The organism is Mycobacterium sp. TH-M103 (genome assembly GCF_057473785.1).
In genome coordinates this window covers 1-16847 of record NZ_JBYCLG010000161.1, presented here as the reverse complement: position 1 = coordinate 16847, position 16847 = coordinate 1, and the positions used below count along the sequence as shown (strand labels likewise).

Genomic DNA, 16847 nt, shown 5'->3' with positions numbered 1-16847 from the left:
ACGATCTGCTCGACGAGATTGACGACGTCCTCGAGGAGAACGCGGAGGACTTCGTCCGCGCGTACGTGCAGAAGGGTGGACAGTGACCTGGCAGTTTTCCGACCGCCTGCCCACTAACCCCGCGCTTTCCGAAGCCTCAGCCGTCGATTTGTCCTCGTTTGCCGATCTGCTGCGCCGTCAGGCGCCGGAGTTGCTGCCGGCCAGCCTTGGTGGCGGCGCTCAGGCCGGTGGCCAACTCGCACACGGCACCACCATCGTCGCGCTGAAGTACCCCGGCGGCGTCGTCATCGCCGGTGACCGGCGCTCCACGCAGGGCAACATGATCGCGGGCCGCGACGTCAACAAGGTGTACATCACCGACGACTACACCGCGACCGGGATCGCCGGCACCGCCGCGATCGCCGTCGAGTTCGCCCGGCTGTACGCGGTCGAACTCGAGCATTACGAGAAACTCGAAGGTGTGCCGCTGACGTTCCCCGGCAAGGTCAACCGGCTGGCCACCATGGTGCGCGGCAATCTGGGGGCCGCGATGCAGGGCCTCGTGGCGCTGCCGTTGCTGGCGGGTTATGACATCAACGCCGCGGACCCGCAGAAGGCAGGCCGGATCGTGTCGTTCGACGCCGCCGGCGGCTGGAACATGGAGGAAGAGGGCTACCAGTCGGTGGGATCGGGGTCGGTCTTCGCCAAGTCGTCGATGAAGAAGTTGTACGCGCAGGTGACCGATGCGGATTCCGCCCTGCGGGTGGCCATCGAGGCGCTCTACGATGCCGCCGACGACGACTCCGCCACCGGCGGTCCGGACCTGGTGCGGGGGATCTACCCCACGGCGGCGACCATCGGTGCCGAGGGCGCGGTCGAGGTGCCCGAAGAGCGCATCGCCGCACTGGCGCGTGAGGTCATCGAGAGTCGTTCGCGCTCCGACACTTTCGGCCCGGACGCAGACCTGTGGGGAGAGTCATGAGCTTCCCGTATTTCATCTCGCCCGAGCAGGCGATGCGCGAGCGCAGCGAGCTCGCGCGCAAAGGAATCGCGCGCGGTCGCAGCGTGGTGGCGCTGACCTACGCCGACGGCGTGCTTTTCGTCGCCGACAACCCCTCGCGGCTGCTGCAGAAGATCAGCGAACTGTACGACCGGGTCGGTTTCGCGGCCGCGGGCAAGTTCAACGAGTTCGACAATTTGCGCCGCGGCGGCATCCAGTTCGCCGACACCCGCGGTTACGCCTACGCCCGCCGGGACGTCACCGGCCGCCAGTTGGCCAACGTCTACGCGCAGACGCTGGGCACGATCTTCACCGAGCAGGCCAAACCGTACGAGGTCGAGTTGTGTGTGGCCGAGGTCGCCCATCTCGGTGAGACCAAGCCGCCCGAGCTGTACCGGATCACCTACGACGGGTCGATCGCCGACGAGCCGTATTTCGTGGTGATGGGTGGCACCACCGAGCCGGTCACCACCGCGCTCAAGCAGTCCTACACCGAGAACTCGGAGCTCTCCGACGCGGTGCGGATCGCCGTGAACGCGCTGCGGGCGGGCAGCGCCGAGACGTCGGGCAACGATCAGTCCTCCCTCGGAGTGGCCGGCCTCGAGGTCGCGGTCTTGGACGCCAACCGGCCGCGCCGAGCGTTCCGGCGGATCACCGGACCCGCGCTGGACGCGCTCCTACCGCAATCCGACAACGGTTCCGCGGACGGGGACTCGGGCGGCGGCGAGCCGCCGAAATAGCTTCGACAGCAGCGGCCGGGTGACGGTCGAGGGCGCCGCCGACGGGTCCCTGGCCGAATTCCGCGTGGTGGCAACGTAATCGGCAGTGAATCCCCGCATTCGGCGGCGGTTGACCGGTGGTCGCGCACCTCGCCGGCGGGAACGGCGCCGCCGCTGCTTGACCCGTCAAGGTCGGCAAAAACGTCATTTGCCGCCGCGCTTTCGCGCCAGTGGCGCCCGCAGCCAGTACGCTCGGTAAGGTGCAGCGGCGAATCATGGGCATCGAGACCGAGTTCGGTGTCACCTGCACCTTTCACGGCCATCGCCGGCTGTCCCCGGACGAGGTGGCCCGCTACCTCTTCCGCCGGGTGGTGTCGTGGGGGCGCAGCTCCAACGTTTTCTTGCGCAACGGCGCCCGTCTGTATCTCGACGTGGGCAGCCACCCCGAATACGCGACCGCTGAATGCGACAGCCTGGTGCAGTTGGTCACCCACGACCGGGCCGGCGAATGGGTTCTGGAAGACCTGCTGGTCGACGCCGAGCAGCGGCTCGCCGACGAGGGTATCGGCGGCGACATCTACCTGTTCAAGAACAACACCGACTCGGCCGGCAATTCGTACGGCTGCCACGAGAACTACCTGATCGTGCGGGCCGGCGAGTTCTCCCGGATCTCCGACGTGCTGCTGCCGTTCCTTGTCACGCGCCAGCTGATCTGCGGGGCCGGCAAGGTGCTGCAGACCCCCAAGGCCGCGACGTTCTGTCTGTCCCAGCGTGCCGAGCACATCTGGGAGGGCGTCTCGTCGGCCACCACCCGCAGCCGGCCGATCATCAATACGCGCGACGAGCCGCACGCCGACGCCGAGAAGTATCGCCGGCTGCACGTCATCGTGGGCGACTCGAACATGTGCGAAACCACCACCATGCTGAAGGTGGGCACCGCGGCGCTGGTGCTGGAGATGATCGAGGCCGGCGTTCCGTTCCGCGATTTTTCGCTGGACAATCCCATCCGCGCCATCCGCGAGGTCAGCCATGACACCACCGGGCGCCGGCCGGTCCGGCTGGCGGGCGGTCGTCAGGCCAGCGCGCTGGACATCCAGCGCGAGTACTACGCCCGCGCCGTCGAGCACCTGCAGACGCGGGAGCCGAACGCCCAGGTCGAGCAGATCGTCGACCTGTGGGGCCGCCAACTCGATGCCGTCGAGAGCCAGGACTTCGCCAAGGTGGACACCGAGATCGACTGGGTGATCAAGCGCAAGCTGTTCCAGCGCTACCAGGACCGCTACAACATGGAGCTGTCCGACCCCAAGATCGCCCAGCTGGACCTGGCCTACCACGACATCAAGCGCGGCCGCGGTGTGTTCGACCTGCTGCAGCGCAAGGGCCTGGCTACGCGCGTGACCACCGACGAGGACATCGCCGACGCCGTCGAGAACCCGCCGCAGACCACCCGCGCCCGGCTGCGCGGCGAGTTCATCTCCGCCGCACAGGCCGCGGGCCGCGACTTCACCGTCGACTGGGTGCACCTCAAGCTCAACGATCAGGCGCAGCGCACGGTGCTGTGCAAGGACCCGTTCCGGGCGGTTGACGAGCGGGTCAAGCGGCTCATCGCGAGCATGTAGCGAGTCTGCTGCGTGGCGGGAGACGCCGGCCGCGCGGACGCTTTAGGCTCGGGCAAATGGCGACCTCGAAAGTCGAACGGCTGATGAACCTCGTCATCGCTTTGCTGTCCACCCGCGGCTACATCACCGCGGAGAAGATCAGGTCCAGCGTGGCGGGTTACACCGAGAGCCCCAACGCCGAGGCGTTCTCCCGGATGTTCGAACGCGACAAGAACGAGCTGCGTGATCTGGGCATCCCCCTGGAAGTCGGCCGGGTGTCGGCCCTGGATCCCACCGAGGGCTACCGCATCAACCGGGATGCCTACGCCTTGCCGCCGGTGCAGCTGACCCCGGACGAGGCGGCCGCCGTCGCGGTCGCCACGCAGCTGTGGGAGTCGCCGGAGATGGTCACCGCCACGCAGGGCGCGCTGCTGAAGTTGCGCGCCGCCGGCGTCGACGTGGATCCGGATGCGCCGGTGGCCATCGCCTCGCCGGCGGGGGTGCCGAGTCTGCGCGGTTCGGAGGACGTTCTCGGCGTGCTGTTGTCGGCGATCGAGTCGGGGCAGGCGGTGCGGTTCGCGCATCGCCCGTCGCGGGCCGAGCCCTACACCACGCGCACCGTCGAACCGTGGGGCGTGGTGACGCAGAAGGGTCGCTGGTATCTGGTCGGGCACGACCGCGACCGCGACGACACGCGCATCTTTCGACTGTCGCGCATCGGGGCCGAGGTCACGCCGATCGGACCGCGCGGCGCGATCACCGTGCCCGCCGACGTGGACCTGCGCGGCATCGTGGCCGAGAAAATCGCCCGCGCAGGAGCGGAGGTCCCGACGGGCGAGCTGGCCCGGCTCTGGGTCGCCGACGGCCGGGCCACCGCGCTGCGCCGCGCGGGGAAGTCGGTGGGCGCGCGCCGGCTGGGCGACCGCGACGGCGAGGTGATCGAGGTGGACATCGGATCCACCGAGCGTCTGGCGCGCGACGTCGCCGGATACGGGCCCGACGCCGTCGTGCTGGAGCCGCAGTCCCTGCGCGACGACGTGCTGGACAGGTTGCGCGCCCACGCGGGCGGGGAGGAAGGCCGGTGACAGCCGTGTCCGCCCGGCTCGTCCGGCTGCTCAACATGGTGCCGTATTTCCAGGCACACCCGCGGATCACCAGAGCCGAGGCTGCGGCCGGCCTGGGTGTGTCCGACAAGCAGCTGGAAGAGGACCTCAACCAGCTGTGGATGTGCGGGCTGCCCGGCTACTTCCCGGGTGACCTCATCGACTTCGAGTTCTCCGGCGACACCATCGAGGTGACGTTCTCGGCGGGCATCGACCGGCCGCTCAAGCTCACCTCGCCCGAGGCGACCGGCCTGTTGGTGGCGTTGCGGGCACTGGCCGACATTCCGGGCGTCGTCGATCCCGAGGCGGCGCGCAGCGCGATCGCCAAGATCGAGGCTGCCGCCGGAGCCGTCGGGCAACAGGGCCCGCGGCTCTCGGCGGCCACCGGCGCGCCGGCGCCCGCCGAGAGCCGCGTCGCGGCGGTGGTGCGCACGGCGCTGCAGGGCCAGCGCGCGCTGGCCATCGATTACTACTCGGCCTCACGCGACACCCTGAGCAGCCGTGTCGTCGACCCCATCCGGGTGCTGCTGATCGCCGGCCACAGCTACCTCGAGGCATGGTCGCGCGACGCGGAAGGGGTCCGGCTGTTTCGCTTCGACCGGATCGTGGATGCGCGCGAGCTGGATGAACCTGCCGCTCCGCCCGAACCGGCGCGGCAGGCGCCGCCGGACACGTCGCTGTTCGACGGCGACCCGGCACTGCCGTCGGCCAGGCTGCGGGTGGCGCCCTCGGCGTCGTGGATGTTCGAGTACTACCCGATGCGGGAGGTTCGCGAGCTGGACGACGGATCGTGCGAGGCCGTGATGACGTACGCCTCCGACGAGTGGATGACGCGCCTGGTGCTGGGCTTCGGCCCGGCCGTCCGGGTGCTCGAACCGGAATCGCTGGCGCGGCGGGTGCGGGACGCCGCGGCGGCGGCCCTCGAGCTCTACCGGGGTCAAGACCAGACGTGACCGGCCTCTACCACGCCGGGCTGCGGAGCCACCGGCATCGCGCCACCCTGCGGTAGCATCGGGTGGACGTCTGGAGGTAATGAACGTGGGCAGTCTTAGTCCGTGGCACTGGGCGATCCTCGCTGTGGTCGTGATCGTCCTGTTCGGTGCCAAGAAGCTCCCCGATGCGGCACGCTCGCTGGGTAAGTCGATGCGCATCTTCAAATCCGAGATCCGTGAAATGCAGAGCGAGAGCAAATCGGAGGCGTCCGCGATCGACACATCGTCGGCGAACCCCACTCCCGTGCAAGCGCAGCGAGTCGACCCTCCCGCGGCTACCGAGCAGGGTCACACTGAAGCACGCCCGGCATAGCGCGGCAGCATCCCCGTGGTGCCCGGTCACCACTGACCCGGCGTCGTGAACGTCTCCAAAGTTTCAGCGCGCACCGCCGCCGTGCTGAAGCGGCTCAATCCCCGTAACCGGCGCAGCCGCACCAATCCCGACGCGACGATGTCGCTGGTCGACCACCTGACCGAGTTGCGCACCCGGCTGCTGGTCTCGCTGGCCGCGATCCTGGTCACCACGATCTTCGGGTTCGTCTGGTATTCGCACCCGGTCTTCGGGATGGAAAGCCTCGGCGAGTGGCTGCGCCATCCCTACTGTTCCCTGCCGGCGTCGGCGCGGGCCTCCATCAGCGCCGACGGGCAGTGCCGGCTGCTGGCCACCGCACCGTTCGACCAGTTCATGCTGCGGCTCAAAGTCGGGTTGACGGCCGGGGCGGTGCTGGCCTGCCCGGTGTGGCTGTACCAGCTCTGGGCGTTCATCACGCCGGGGCTGTACCGGAACGAGCGTCGCTTCGCGATCGGGTTCGTCGTCCCCGCCGCGGGGTTGTTCGCCGGCGGCGCGATGCTGGCCTATTTCGTACTGTCCAAGGCGCTGGGCTTCCTGCTGACCGTGGGCAGCGACGTGCAGGTGACCGCGCTGTCCGGGGACCGGTACTTCGGCTTTCTGATCAACCTGCTGGTCGTCTTCGGGGTCAGCTTCGAATTCCCTCTGCTGATCGTCATGCTCAACATGGCCGGGTTGCTGACCTACCAGCGGCTGAAGGCCTGGCGGCGCGGCCTGATCTTCGGCATGTTCGTGTTCGCGGCGGTGTTCACGCCCGGCTCCGACCCGTTCTCGATGACGGCACTGGGCGTGGCGTTGTCGGTGCTTCTCGAGTTCGCCATCCAGATCGCCCGGCTGCACGACAAGCGCAAGGCCAGACGCGAAGCCCAGGCCGAGATTCCCGACGACGTGGCCTCGGTCATCGAGCGGCCCGGCCCGGTGACCCCCCCGGTGCCCGAGCCGTCGTTCACCACGGGGCAGCACGACGATGTCACTTAGCCTCGTCACCCGCGAGTGTGCGCGTCGGTACGGCGACACGCCGCCGGGGCCGGCATTCTGCGCACCCTCGCGGCGCGCAAGGGCGGCCGCGTGACCGAGCTGGCGCGGTTCGTCACCGAGCTGCCGTTCGCCCTCGACGCCTTTCAGCGGCGCGCCTGCGAGGCGCTGGAGCGGGGCCACGGTGTGCTGGTCTGCGCGCCGACCGGCGCCGGCAAGACGGTGGTCGGCGAATTCGCCGTGCACCTGGCGCTGGCGGCCGGCGGCAAGTGCTTCTACACCACGCCCCTCAAGGCGCTCAGCAACCAGAAGCACACCGACCTGACGGCGCGCTACGGCCGCGACCGCATCGGCCTGCTGACCGGCGACCTGTCGGTCAACGCCGATGCGCCGGTGGTGGTCATGACCACCGAAGTGCTGCGCAACATGCTCTACGCCAATTCGCCTGCCCTACATGGGCTTTCCCACGTGGTGATGGACGAGGTGCACTTCCTCGCCGACCGGATGCGTGGTCCGGTGTGGGAGGAGGTCATCCTGCACCTGCCCGACGAGGTGCGCCTGGTCAGCCTGTCGGCGACGGTGAGCAACGCCGAGGAGTTCGGCGGCTGGATCCAGACCGTGCGGGGCGACACGACGGTGGTGGTCGATGAGCACCGGCCGGTGCCCCTGTGGCAACACGTGCTGGTCGGCAAACGGCTCTACGACCTGTTCGACTACCGCGATTCCGAGGCCGGCGAGCCCCCAGACGGCAGCCGCGAGCCGCGCGTCAACCCGGACCTGCTGCGCCACATCGCACACCGCCGGGAGGCGGACCGGATGTCGGACTGGCGAGGTCCCCGCCGCCACGGTTCCGGACGCCCGGGTGGCAGGCCGCGGTTCTACCGCCCGCCCGCCCGGCCCGACGTGATCGCGACCCTGGACTCCGAGGGCCTGCTACCTGCGATCACGTTCGTGTTCTCCCGGGCGGGGTGTGACGCCGCGGTCCACCAATGCCTGCGCTCGCCGCTGCAACTGACCACCCAGGAGGAGCGCGCGCAGATCGCCGAGGTGATCGACCACCGGTGCGGCGATCTGGCCGACGCCGACCTGGAGGTGCTCGGCTACTACGAGTGGCGCGAGGGCCTGCTGCGCGGCCTGGCGGCCCACCATGCCGGCATGCTGCCGGCATTCCGGCACACCGTCGAGGAGCTGTTCGCCGCCGGCCTGGTCAAGGCGGTGTTCGCCACCGAGACGCTGGCGCTGGGCATCAACATGCCCGCCCGCACGGTGGTGCTGGAGCGGCTGGTGAAGTTCAACGGCGAGCAGCACGTGCCGCTCACGCCGGGGGAGTACACGCAGCTGACCGGGCGCGCCGGCAGGCGCGGCATCGACGTCGAGGGCCACGCGGTGGTGCTCTGGCAACCCAGCGAGGAGACCACCGAACCGTCGGCGGTGGCCGGCCTGGCGTCGACCCGCACCTTCCCGCTGCGCAGTTCGTTCGCGCCGTCCTACAACATGACGATCAACCTGGTGCAGCACATGGGCCCGGAACAGGCGCACCAGCTGCTCGAGCAGTCCTTTGCCCAGTACCAGGCCGACCGGTCGGTCGTCGGCCTGGTCCGCGGCATCGAGCGGGGCACCAAGATGCTCGACGAGATCGCCGCCGAACTGGGTGGGCCGAAGGCGCCGGTCCTGGACTACGCCCGATTGCGCGCGCGGATCACCGAATTGGAGCGCGCGCAGTCGCGCGCCTCCCGGCTGCAACGCCGCCAGGCGGCCAGCGACGCGCTGGCCGCGCTGCGCAAAGGCGACATCATCAACATCACCCAGGGCCGACGCGGCGGGCTTGCGGTGGTGCTCGAGTCGGCCCGCGACAGCGACGATCCGCGGCCCCTGGTGCTGACCGAACACCGGTGGGCGGGCCGGATCTCCTCGGCGGACTATTCGGGTGCGCCGGGTCCGCTCGGGTCGATGTCCTTGCCGAAGCACGTCGAACACCGCCAGCCGCGCGTGCGGCGCGATCTGGCATCGGCGCTGCGTTCGGCCGTGGCCGGACTGGCCGTCCCGTCGCGGCGCCGTGGCGGCGGTGACGGCGACGGCGAGTTCCACGATCCGGAGCTCGCGGAGTTGCGAGCGCAGCTGCGCCGGCATCCGTCGCACAACAGTCCGGGCCTGGAGGCGCGGGTTCGTCAGGCCGAGCGCTACCTGCGCATCGAGCGGGACAACGCGCAACTGGAGAAGAAGGTGGCCGCGGCCACCAACTCGCTGGCGCGCACCTTCGACCGGATCGTCGGGCTGCTCACCGAGCGGGGCTTCATCGAGGGCCCGGCCGCCGATCCCCACGTCACCGACCATGGCCGGCTGCTGGCCCGCATCTACAGCGAGAGCGACCTGCTGGTGGCCGAATGCCTGCGCACCGACGCGTGGGCGGGATTGAAGCCCGCCGAGTTGGCGGCGGTGGTCTCCGCGGTGCTCTACGAGACCCGGGGCGGCGACGGGGCCGGCTCCGGGTTCGTCGCCGAGGTGCCGACCCAGCGGTTGCGGCAGGCGCTGCAGCAGACGTCCCGGATGTCGACCGCGCTGCGCGCCGACGAGCAGGCCCACCGCATCGCCCCGAGCCGCGAGCCCGACGACGGCTTCGTCAACGTCATCTATCGCTGGGCGCGGACCGGTGACCTGACGGCGGCGCTGGCCGCCGCGGACGTCACGGGCACCGGTTCGCCGTTGCTGGCGGGAGACTTCGTGCGCTGGTGCCGGCAGGTGCTCGACCTGCTCGACCAGGTGCGCAACGCCGCCCCCGACGCCGATCTGCGGGCGGTCGCCAAGCGCGCCATCAACGACGTTCGGCGCGGCGTCGTCGCTGTTGACGCCGGGTAGGCTGTGCCGGAGCTACGGTGACACCGTAACGAGAAGCCAAGACGTCAAGGGGCTGAGGAGAAACGATGAGCGGACCGCAGGGATCCGAGCCGGACCAGCAGTGGCAACCGCCCGGTCACAGTGGCGACCAGTCCTCGGAAGCGGCCCAGGCAGGATCGCCCTGGCAGCAGCAGCCGAACCAGGACGCGGGGTGGCAGACCCCGGCCTACACGCCGCCCCCCGGGTATTCGCCGTACCAGCAGCAGGGGGAGCAGGCCTACCCGCAGCAGCCCGGCTATGGGCAGCCCGAGCAGCAGTACGGTGGGCAAACCCCCCAGTACGGTCAATACGGCCAGCCGACTCAGTACGGTCAGTACGCCCAGCCGGGCCAGTACGCCCAGCCGGGCCAGTACGCCCAGCCGGGCCAGTACGCCCAGTACGGCCAGCCGGGTCAGTACGGTCAATACGGCCAGCCGGGCCAGTACCCGCAGCAGTTCCCGCCTTACGAGCAACCGGGCAAGAAGCGCTCGACCACGCTGATCGCCGGGGTGGTCGGCGTGATCGCCTTCCTGCTCATCGCCGCCGTGCTGGTGCTCGGCTTCTGGGAGCCGGGCTTTTTCGTCACCACCAAGCTGGACATCAAAAAGGCCCAGACCGGCGTCCAGCAGATCCTGTCGGATGAGACCAACGGCTACGGCGCCCGCAACGTCAAAGACGTCAAGTGCAACAACGGCGCCGACCCGACCGTCAAGAAGGGCGCCAGCTTCGATTGCAGCGTGAGCATCGACGGCGCGCAGAAGCACGTGACGGTGACCTTCCAGGACAACAAGGGCACGTACGAGGTCGGCCGGCCCCAGTAGGGGCGGTCAACCGGGCAGCGCGTCGAGCGCCTTCTGCAGCCGCGCGATCGACGAGCCGACACCGAGCTCGGTGGCCAGCCGTGCGGTGCGCTGCGGGTCGGCGGCCGTCAGGGGCAGCGCGTCGGTCGGAGTCGACAGGGTGACCGGCGCGTCGGTGGCCACCCGTACCACCGGTTGGGCGGCCTCGATGTAGTCGGCGGCGGCCAGCAGTTTCGTACGAAGTCCCTTGGCCATCTTCGATTTCGGGTCGCCGGCGGCGGCGACGATCTGCTGCAGCGAGCCGTGCTGTGCCAGCAGCGTCGCCGCCGTCTTCTCGCCGATGCCCGGCACGCCGGGCAGACCGTCGGACGGATCGCCGCGCAACAATGCCAGCTCGGCATAGGCCGCCCCGGCGCGGTCGACGGGCACGCCATAGTGATCGGCCACTTCGGCGGGACCGAACAGGGTCGCGTTGGTCAGCCCGCGGCCCAGGTAGAGCACCCGCACCGGCACCGGGTCGTCGGCGACCACTTGCAGCAGGTCGCGGTCGCCGCTGACCACGACGACCGGGTCGTCGCGTTCCCGCGCCGCCAGCGTGCCCAGCACGTCGTCGGCCTCGAACCCGGCCGCGCCGGCCATCGGGATCCCGAGCGCGTCCAGCAGATCGGTGATCATGTCGACCTGCGGCGTCAGGTCGTCGGGAACCTCCTCGACGTCGGGTTGGCCCTCGGATCCCGGCCCGCTGACTTCCTGAGCCACCCGGTGCGCCTTGTAGGACGGGATCAGGTCCACCCGGAACTGCGGCCGCCAATCCAGGTCCAGGCACACCGCCAGCCGGCCGGGGCGCTGCCGGGTGATCACCACGGCCATGGAGTCGATGAAGCCGCGGACGGCGTTGACCGGCCGGCCGTCGGGAGCGGTGATCGAGGAGGGCACGCCGAAGTAGGAGCGGAACCACATGCTGGCGCCGTCGAGCAGCAACAGTGGTGATCGCATGCCGGGTATGGTCTCACGCCTGCTCGCCGTGGGTGCCGCACCGGGCTAGCCTGGCTGCCGTGGACGCAGACCGATTCGACGCGAGCGTGTATGCCCGCCGCCTGGCCGCGGCGGCCGCCGCGACCGCCGACGCGGGTCTCGACGCCCTGGTGATCACCCCGGGCTATGACCTGCGGTACCTCTGCGGATCGCGGGCCCAGACGTTCGAACGGCTCACCGCGCTGGTGTTGCCGGCCGCCGGCGATCCGATGGTCGTGGTGCCGCGCCTCGAACTGGCCGCCCTGAAGGGGTCCGCGATCACGGAACTGGGCTTGGCAGTGCGCGATTGGGTCGACGGCGATGACCCTTACGCGCTGGTGGGCACGGCCTTGGGCGGGGGCCGCGTCGCGACCGCCGTCACCGATTCCATGCCGGCGCTGCACCTGCTGCCGCTGGCAGGGGCGCTCGGCGTGCTGCCGGTGCTGGCCACCGGGGTGATGCGCGGGCTGCGGATGGTCAAGGAGGCGTGCGAGATCGACGCGTTGCGCAAGGCCGGTACGGCCATCGACCGGGTGCACGCCCGGGTGCCGGAGTTCCTCGTTCCCGGGCGCACCGAAGCCGACGTGGCCGCCGACATCTCCGAAGCCATTGTCGCCGAAGGGCATTCGGACGTCGCGTTCGTCATCGTCGGCTCGGGACCGCACGGCGCCGATCCGCACCACGGCTACTCGGACCGCGAACTGCGGGTGGGCGACATCGTCGTCGTCGACATCGGGGGAGCCTACGAGCTCGGCTATCACTCCGACTGCACCCGCACCTACAGCATCGGGGACCCCGAACCCGAGGTGGCCCAACGCTATTCGGTGCTCGAGCGTGCCCAGCGTGCGGCCTTGGACGCGGTGCGCCCGGGCGTGAGCGCCGAGCAGGTCGACGCCGCGGCCCGCGAGGTGCTGGCCGAAGCGGGGCTCGCGGAGTATTTCGTGCACCGCACCGGGCACGGGATCGGCCTGTCGGTGCACGAGGAGCCCTACATCGTCGCCGGCAACGACCTGCCGCTGACGGAGGGGATGGCCTTTTCCATCGAGCCCGGCATCTACTTCCCCGGCCGGTGGGGTGCGCGCATCGAGGACATCGTCGTCGTCACCGCCGACGGCGCCCTGGCCGTCAATCACCGGCCGCACGAGTTGATCGTGGTGCCCGTGTCTCGGTGATGGTGTCACCGGGGCCGCGTAGGTTGGGCGGGGTGTCACTCCTGGGGGATCTCACACTGCTTCCGCTTCGCGTCGCACGCCACATCGCCGGCGCCGTCGTGCACACCCTCGCGCCCGCACCGGCTCCGCCTGCCGAGCTGGTCGTGGTCGGCGGCATGCCCGAAGGCGTACCGCCGGCGGCGCTGCGGCCCGAGCCGCCGCTTCCCGTGCCGTCGGACTGGCCGTTCGGCGAGGAGTTCCCCCGCACCTGCGGCGCGGGCCGGGTGGCCGGCGGTGCATTGTTCTGGACCGACTTCATCTACGACGACCACGGTGCGACGGGCCTGCCCGTCGGGGACCTGAAGATCCAGGCGCCACCCCGGGGCACCTACGTCTATCCGGCCGGGCCCGCGGCCCGCAACGGCGCCGACATCTTCCGGGTCGCCATCGGGCTCACCGACACCGACACCTGGTGGCGAATCGACTGGAACACGCTGCTGGACGCCTCGGTGCCGATCGCGCTGTTCGCCATCGACACCGGCCGCGGCGGGTCGGCCGCCGCGACCTGGCCCGCCGGGGCCGGCGTGCGCTCGAGGGGTGTCGACCTGGCGTTGCGCATCTCGGGGCGCGGCGCCGCGCTGATCGACATGTCCTCGCAGGTGAGCACGCCGGTCGAGCACAGCGTGGACATGGAGTCGCGGTCGTTTCTGGCGCGGGTGCCGCGGTCGCTGGCCGAGCCCGCCGGAAGCTGGACCGTGCGAGTGGGCGCGGGCCTGGCCAACGAGGCCGGGGACGGGTTCGCCGACGTGCCCGCCGACCACGGCGCGCTCCCGGGCCAGCCAAACGTCTACAACGTCGCCTTCCGTACCAACGCGCAGGAAGCGCCGCACCTGAACTTCTGGTCCGATGCGGCGCAGGCCGCGGCGCTGACCAAAGGCGACGTGTCGGAGTTCGCCGTCACGGTGGCGTGGGACCGGCTCGCGTCCGGCCGGGCCGATCCCGAGCCGGTCGTCACCGGCCCCTCGACGCGTTGGTACGTGTCCTCCGTCGAGTTGGGGCAGGGGGTGGCTCCCGACGACATTTTCAGTCTCAAGCCGCAGTTCCTGGGGCGCGTGCAGCCCTATTCGATCTGCGTGCCGTCGAGCTTCAAGCCCGGCCAGTCGCTGCCGCTGACGCTGCTGCTGCACTCGCTGGCGCTCGGGCAGAACCAGTTCGCCGCGATCGACCCGCGCCTGCTGCACGAGGTATGCGAGGGCCGCGACTCGGTGGTGATCACGCCGCTGGCCCGAGGGCCGTCGACCTGGTATTTCGGCACCGGGGAACTCGACGTCTGGGAGGTGTGGGCGCGGGTGGCCGAACAACTGGGCACCGACCCCAACCGCACCGTGATCTCGGGCTACTCGATGGGCGGATACGCGGCCTACAAGCTAGGTCTGAGCTATCCCGAGGTGTTCGCACAGGCCGTGGTGCTCGCGGGACCACCGGCGTGCGGCGTCCGGTTGCTTCCCGACGTCGACATCCCGGCCGACGTCGACCCGGACTCGACCTGCGCGCGCGAAGGCGACACGTGGAAGCTGCTGGTGAACGCCCGCTGGCTGCCCTACGTCATCGCCCAGGGATTGATCGACGAGCTGGTGCCGTTCACCTCGGTCGCCGAGCAGGTACTCGAGCTCGATCGGCTGGGCTACCGCCACCGGTTCACGACCTACCCGCTCGAGGACCATCTCGCCTGGGTGTTGCAGGACAAGTTCGAGGACCCGATCTCCCACATGGGAACCGGTCTGCGCCAAGCCGATCCCGGACACATCACCTTCGCGTGGTACCCGCAGTTGGTGCATCCCGACCTGGGTATCGGACCGCACCGGGTGTGGTGGTTGTCGGACCTGACGGCCGATCCCGCGGTGACGGAGCGGCGCGGCGCCGTCGCGGAAGTCGACGCGCGGTCCTACGCCCGGCCGGACCCGACGCACACCGTGCATTATGACCGCGGCGTGGTGCTGAACTTCGAGCCGACCCCCGGGGTGTACAGCGCGCTGGACTGGCGGGTGGGGGCACCCCCGGCCCCGATGCCGTATCTGACGCTGCGGTTGACCGGGGTCGCCGGCCTCACGCTGGATGTTGCGCGTGCCGGTCTGGCCGCACTGCCGGCGTCGACGATCATGGTGACCACCGACGCCGCCGCGCGCGTCACGCTCGGCGGGTTGCCCGTTGGGGTCGAGGTGCGTCTGGATGGCGAGCCTGCGGGATCGCCCGTCGCGGTGCCGGCTGGGCGGCATCAGATCACGTTGGGGGCGCGCCGGCCTGTTAGCGCGTGAGTTGTGCTGTTTTGTTCGTGAGGGCTAGCTTGGCGGCGCGGCCCCTTGGGTGATTAGCACCGATCGCTGGCGAGGTGAGAATTCCGCGGGTGACTCCGTTGGTGGTGGACCCTGTGGTGTTGTCTGCTGCGGGCGCCGCCGTGGTGGCGGCCGGGGATGGGCTGGCTGCGAATCTCACGGTGCTGGTGGGTGGGTTTGCGGCCAACACCGGGCACGATCATGGCGGGACGGCGCTCGGGTTGGGGTATCAGTGCGCGGGCCAGTCGCTGGTGAGCGCGGCGGCGGCCGTGGTGAATGCGTGCCGGTTCAACGGGGCCAAGATCGAGCTGTCGGGTGCGCTGAGCGCGTCCACTGCGCTCGTCGGTGGCCAGCAGATTCCCGAAGGCGCGCAGATCGGTGAGGTGTTGTCGCAGATCGGTGACCATGCGAGCAGCGTCGGCGCGCAATGCGGGAAGCTGGCCGCGACCCTCGACCGGTTCGCCGAGGAGGTGAGCTACGCCCAGAAAGCGATCCGGGACCTGTTGCACCGGTTGGGGTCGCTGGGCGATATCGCCCACGATATCGCGTTGGTCTTGGAGGGCAAGGCGTTCGACGAGGTGGAAAGGATCGCCGCGGACATCAACGCCGTCCTGCATTGCCTGGGCCGGGAAGCCCCGGCGTGGGAGCAGTCGCTGGATGGGGGCGTGCAGGCCGTCGACGGCCTGGTGGTGGGGATGGAGCGGTTTATGGGCGGCCAGTTCACCCATTTCCTGGGCCAGCAGGTCGGCAATCAGGTGGCGGCGACGTTTGACACCTGGGTCAACACCGGTGAGGGGTTCCTCAAGGGCGCCTACGAGATGGCCAGGGGCATCGAGGGGGTGGATCCGTGGTGGTTTGTGCTCGACCCGCAGGGCGCGGCGGCCACCTGGAAGACCATGACCAAAACGGGTCTGCTCAACCACGTCCTCAACCCCCAGGATGCCGTGGACGCCGACAAGCAGATGGTCGGATCGCTGCTGCACCTGGACGATTGGCGCGCCGATCGCCCGGGATTGGGGTTGGGGGAGAACCTCTTCGACGTCGCGACGCTGGTTGTGCCCGGGGTCGGTGAGGCCGGAGCCGGGGCCAAGGGTGCCGCCGCGGCAGGGCGGGCCGCCGAAGAAGGTGGTCAGGCCGCCGGCGTTGCCGGGCGTGGTGCGGGAGCCGCCGGTGCCGGCGGCGCGCTGGGCGATATCGGCAAAGCCGGGGCGGGGCTGACCAAAGACCTCGACGGCCTCACCGGAGATCTAGCCAAGCCCGAATCCCCGCGCGGCGCCCAACCCGTCGGACGGCCGACCGACACGCTGGCCCCGGCCCCCGTCAAGCACGCACCACACCCGGACGACCCCGCGCCGGCAGGTGGCGCGCACGAGCCGGCACCGGCCCCGCCGGACGGTCTGCGCGAACCAGCGTCAGCCCCGACCTTGCATGAACCGGGGTCGACGCCGACGGATACACCGCACGAACCGTCGTCGTCTCCGCCGGCCAAAGGTCCGCACGATCCGGTGCCGGCCGTCGCCGGCGGCGCCCGTGAATCGTCCTGGGCGGACGTGCCGGCGGCCGAGCAGGTGCCGCAATTTCCCGGTGGATCGCCCGCCGCGCCAGCATCCGACGCTGCGCACCCACCTGCGCCGGCTGACGCATCGCCTGCGCCTCGCACTTCCGATTTCGCTCCTGCCAGCGGTCGTCCGGCTGAATTGCCAACTCCGCGTGTTGGTGGGCCAGGGACGCCAGGCGACGGCGTGTCGGCTGGTCAGCACCAAGGAAAACCGCCGCACGGCCTGATCTGCGTGGACATGGTGATGGCGGTGCGTCAGACGGCTACTCGCGTGAGCCGCACCTGCACGATGGAACACCTCAGAGGCCAGGGTCCCGGAAAAGTCACGTCTCATGAGGTCAGGATCAATTTGAGGGCGTGATCTGGGTGTCTGGCGTGGTGGCGGAGGCCGGCGGCGATGTT

Annotated in this window: 14 protein-coding genes; 13 read left to right on the top strand and 1 reads right to left on the bottom strand. The window is 70.1% G+C overall.

Going from position 1 to position 16847, the window contains the following annotated elements; genetic code table 11:
• The 10 genes from AC2VOR_RS09170 to AC2VOR_RS09125 form a co-directional block, all read left to right on the top strand.
• On the top strand, positions 1–86 hold an 86-nt coding region (locus tag AC2VOR_RS09170; protein ID WP_221726056.1), incomplete at its 5' end, for a ubiquitin-like protein Pup.
• On the top strand, positions 83–961 hold the full coding sequence (gene prcB, locus AC2VOR_RS09165) for a proteasome subunit beta (protein ID WP_369738794.1): 879 nt from the start codon (positions 83–85) through the stop codon (positions 959–961). The genes AC2VOR_RS09170 and prcB, both read left to right, overlap by 4 nt.
• On the top strand, positions 958–1719 hold the full coding sequence (prcA, locus tag AC2VOR_RS09160; RefSeq protein ID WP_369738793.1) for a proteasome subunit alpha: 762 nt from the start codon (positions 958–960) through the stop codon (positions 1717–1719). Before prcB ends, prcA begins: the two co-directional genes overlap by 4 nt.
• A 239-nt stretch (positions 1720–1958) precedes the next feature.
• On the top strand, positions 1959–3317 hold the full coding sequence (gene pafA, locus AC2VOR_RS09155; protein WP_369738792.1) for a Pup--protein ligase: 1359 nt from the start codon (positions 1959–1961) through the stop codon (positions 3315–3317).
• A gap of 56 nt (positions 3318–3373) precedes the next feature.
• On the top strand, positions 3374–4381 hold the full coding sequence (locus AC2VOR_RS09150) for a helix-turn-helix transcriptional regulator (protein WP_369738791.1): 1008 nt from the start codon (positions 3374–3376) through the stop codon (positions 4379–4381).
• Positions 4378–5352 (top strand): helix-turn-helix transcriptional regulator, encoded by a 975-nt coding sequence (locus AC2VOR_RS09145; protein ID WP_486963651.1) that lies wholly within the window; start codon positions 4378–4380, stop codon positions 5350–5352. The genes AC2VOR_RS09150 and AC2VOR_RS09145 overlap by 4 nt, the downstream gene beginning before the upstream one ends.
• Positions 5353–5437: 85 nt before the next feature.
• Positions 5438–5704, top strand: coding sequence for a Sec-independent protein translocase subunit TatA (gene tatA / locus AC2VOR_RS09140; RefSeq protein ID WP_369738789.1), 267 nt, complete (start codon positions 5438–5440; stop codon positions 5702–5704).
• Between the two features lie 45 nt (positions 5705–5749).
• Positions 5750–6718, top strand: a complete 969-nt coding sequence (tatC, locus tag AC2VOR_RS09135) for a twin-arginine translocase subunit TatC (protein WP_369738788.1) — start codon at positions 5750–5752, stop codon at positions 6716–6718.
• 90 nt (positions 6719–6808) lie between these two features.
• Positions 6809–9571, top strand: coding sequence for a DEAD/DEAH box helicase (locus AC2VOR_RS09130; protein WP_369738787.1), 2763 nt, complete (start codon positions 6809–6811; stop codon positions 9569–9571).
• A 65-nt stretch (positions 9572–9636) separates the two neighbouring features.
• On the top strand, positions 9637–10410 hold the full coding sequence (locus AC2VOR_RS09125; protein ID WP_486963650.1) for a DUF4333 domain-containing protein: 774 nt from the start codon (positions 9637–9639) through the stop codon (positions 10408–10410).
• Between the two features lie 6 nt (positions 10411–10416).
• Here AC2VOR_RS09125 and AC2VOR_RS09120 read toward each other — a convergent pair whose 3' ends face one another.
• A complete protein-coding gene (locus tag AC2VOR_RS09120) occupies positions 10417–11385 on the bottom strand; it encodes a 5'-3' exonuclease (RefSeq protein WP_369738785.1) in 969 nt (322 codons plus the stop codon).
• 59 nt (positions 11386–11444) lie between these two features.
• Between AC2VOR_RS09120 and AC2VOR_RS09115 the strand changes: the two genes are divergently transcribed.
• The 3 genes from AC2VOR_RS09115 to AC2VOR_RS09105 all read left to right on the top strand — a co-directional run bounded on the left by AC2VOR_RS09115 (position 11445) and on the right by AC2VOR_RS09105 (position 16806).
• Entirely contained in the window at positions 11445–12575 is a 1131-nt protein-coding gene (locus AC2VOR_RS09115; protein WP_486963649.1) for a M24 family metallopeptidase, read from the top strand.
• Entirely contained in the window at positions 12575–14869 is a 2295-nt protein-coding gene (locus AC2VOR_RS09110; RefSeq protein ID WP_486963648.1) for an alpha/beta hydrolase-fold protein, read from the top strand. The genes AC2VOR_RS09115 and AC2VOR_RS09110 overlap by 1 nt, the downstream gene beginning before the upstream one ends.
• Positions 14870–14958: 89 nt before the next feature.
• A complete protein-coding gene (locus AC2VOR_RS09105) occupies positions 14959–16806 on the top strand; it encodes a hypothetical protein (RefSeq protein WP_486963647.1) in 1848 nt (615 codons plus the stop codon).
• Positions 16807–16847: the final 41 nt, after the last annotated feature.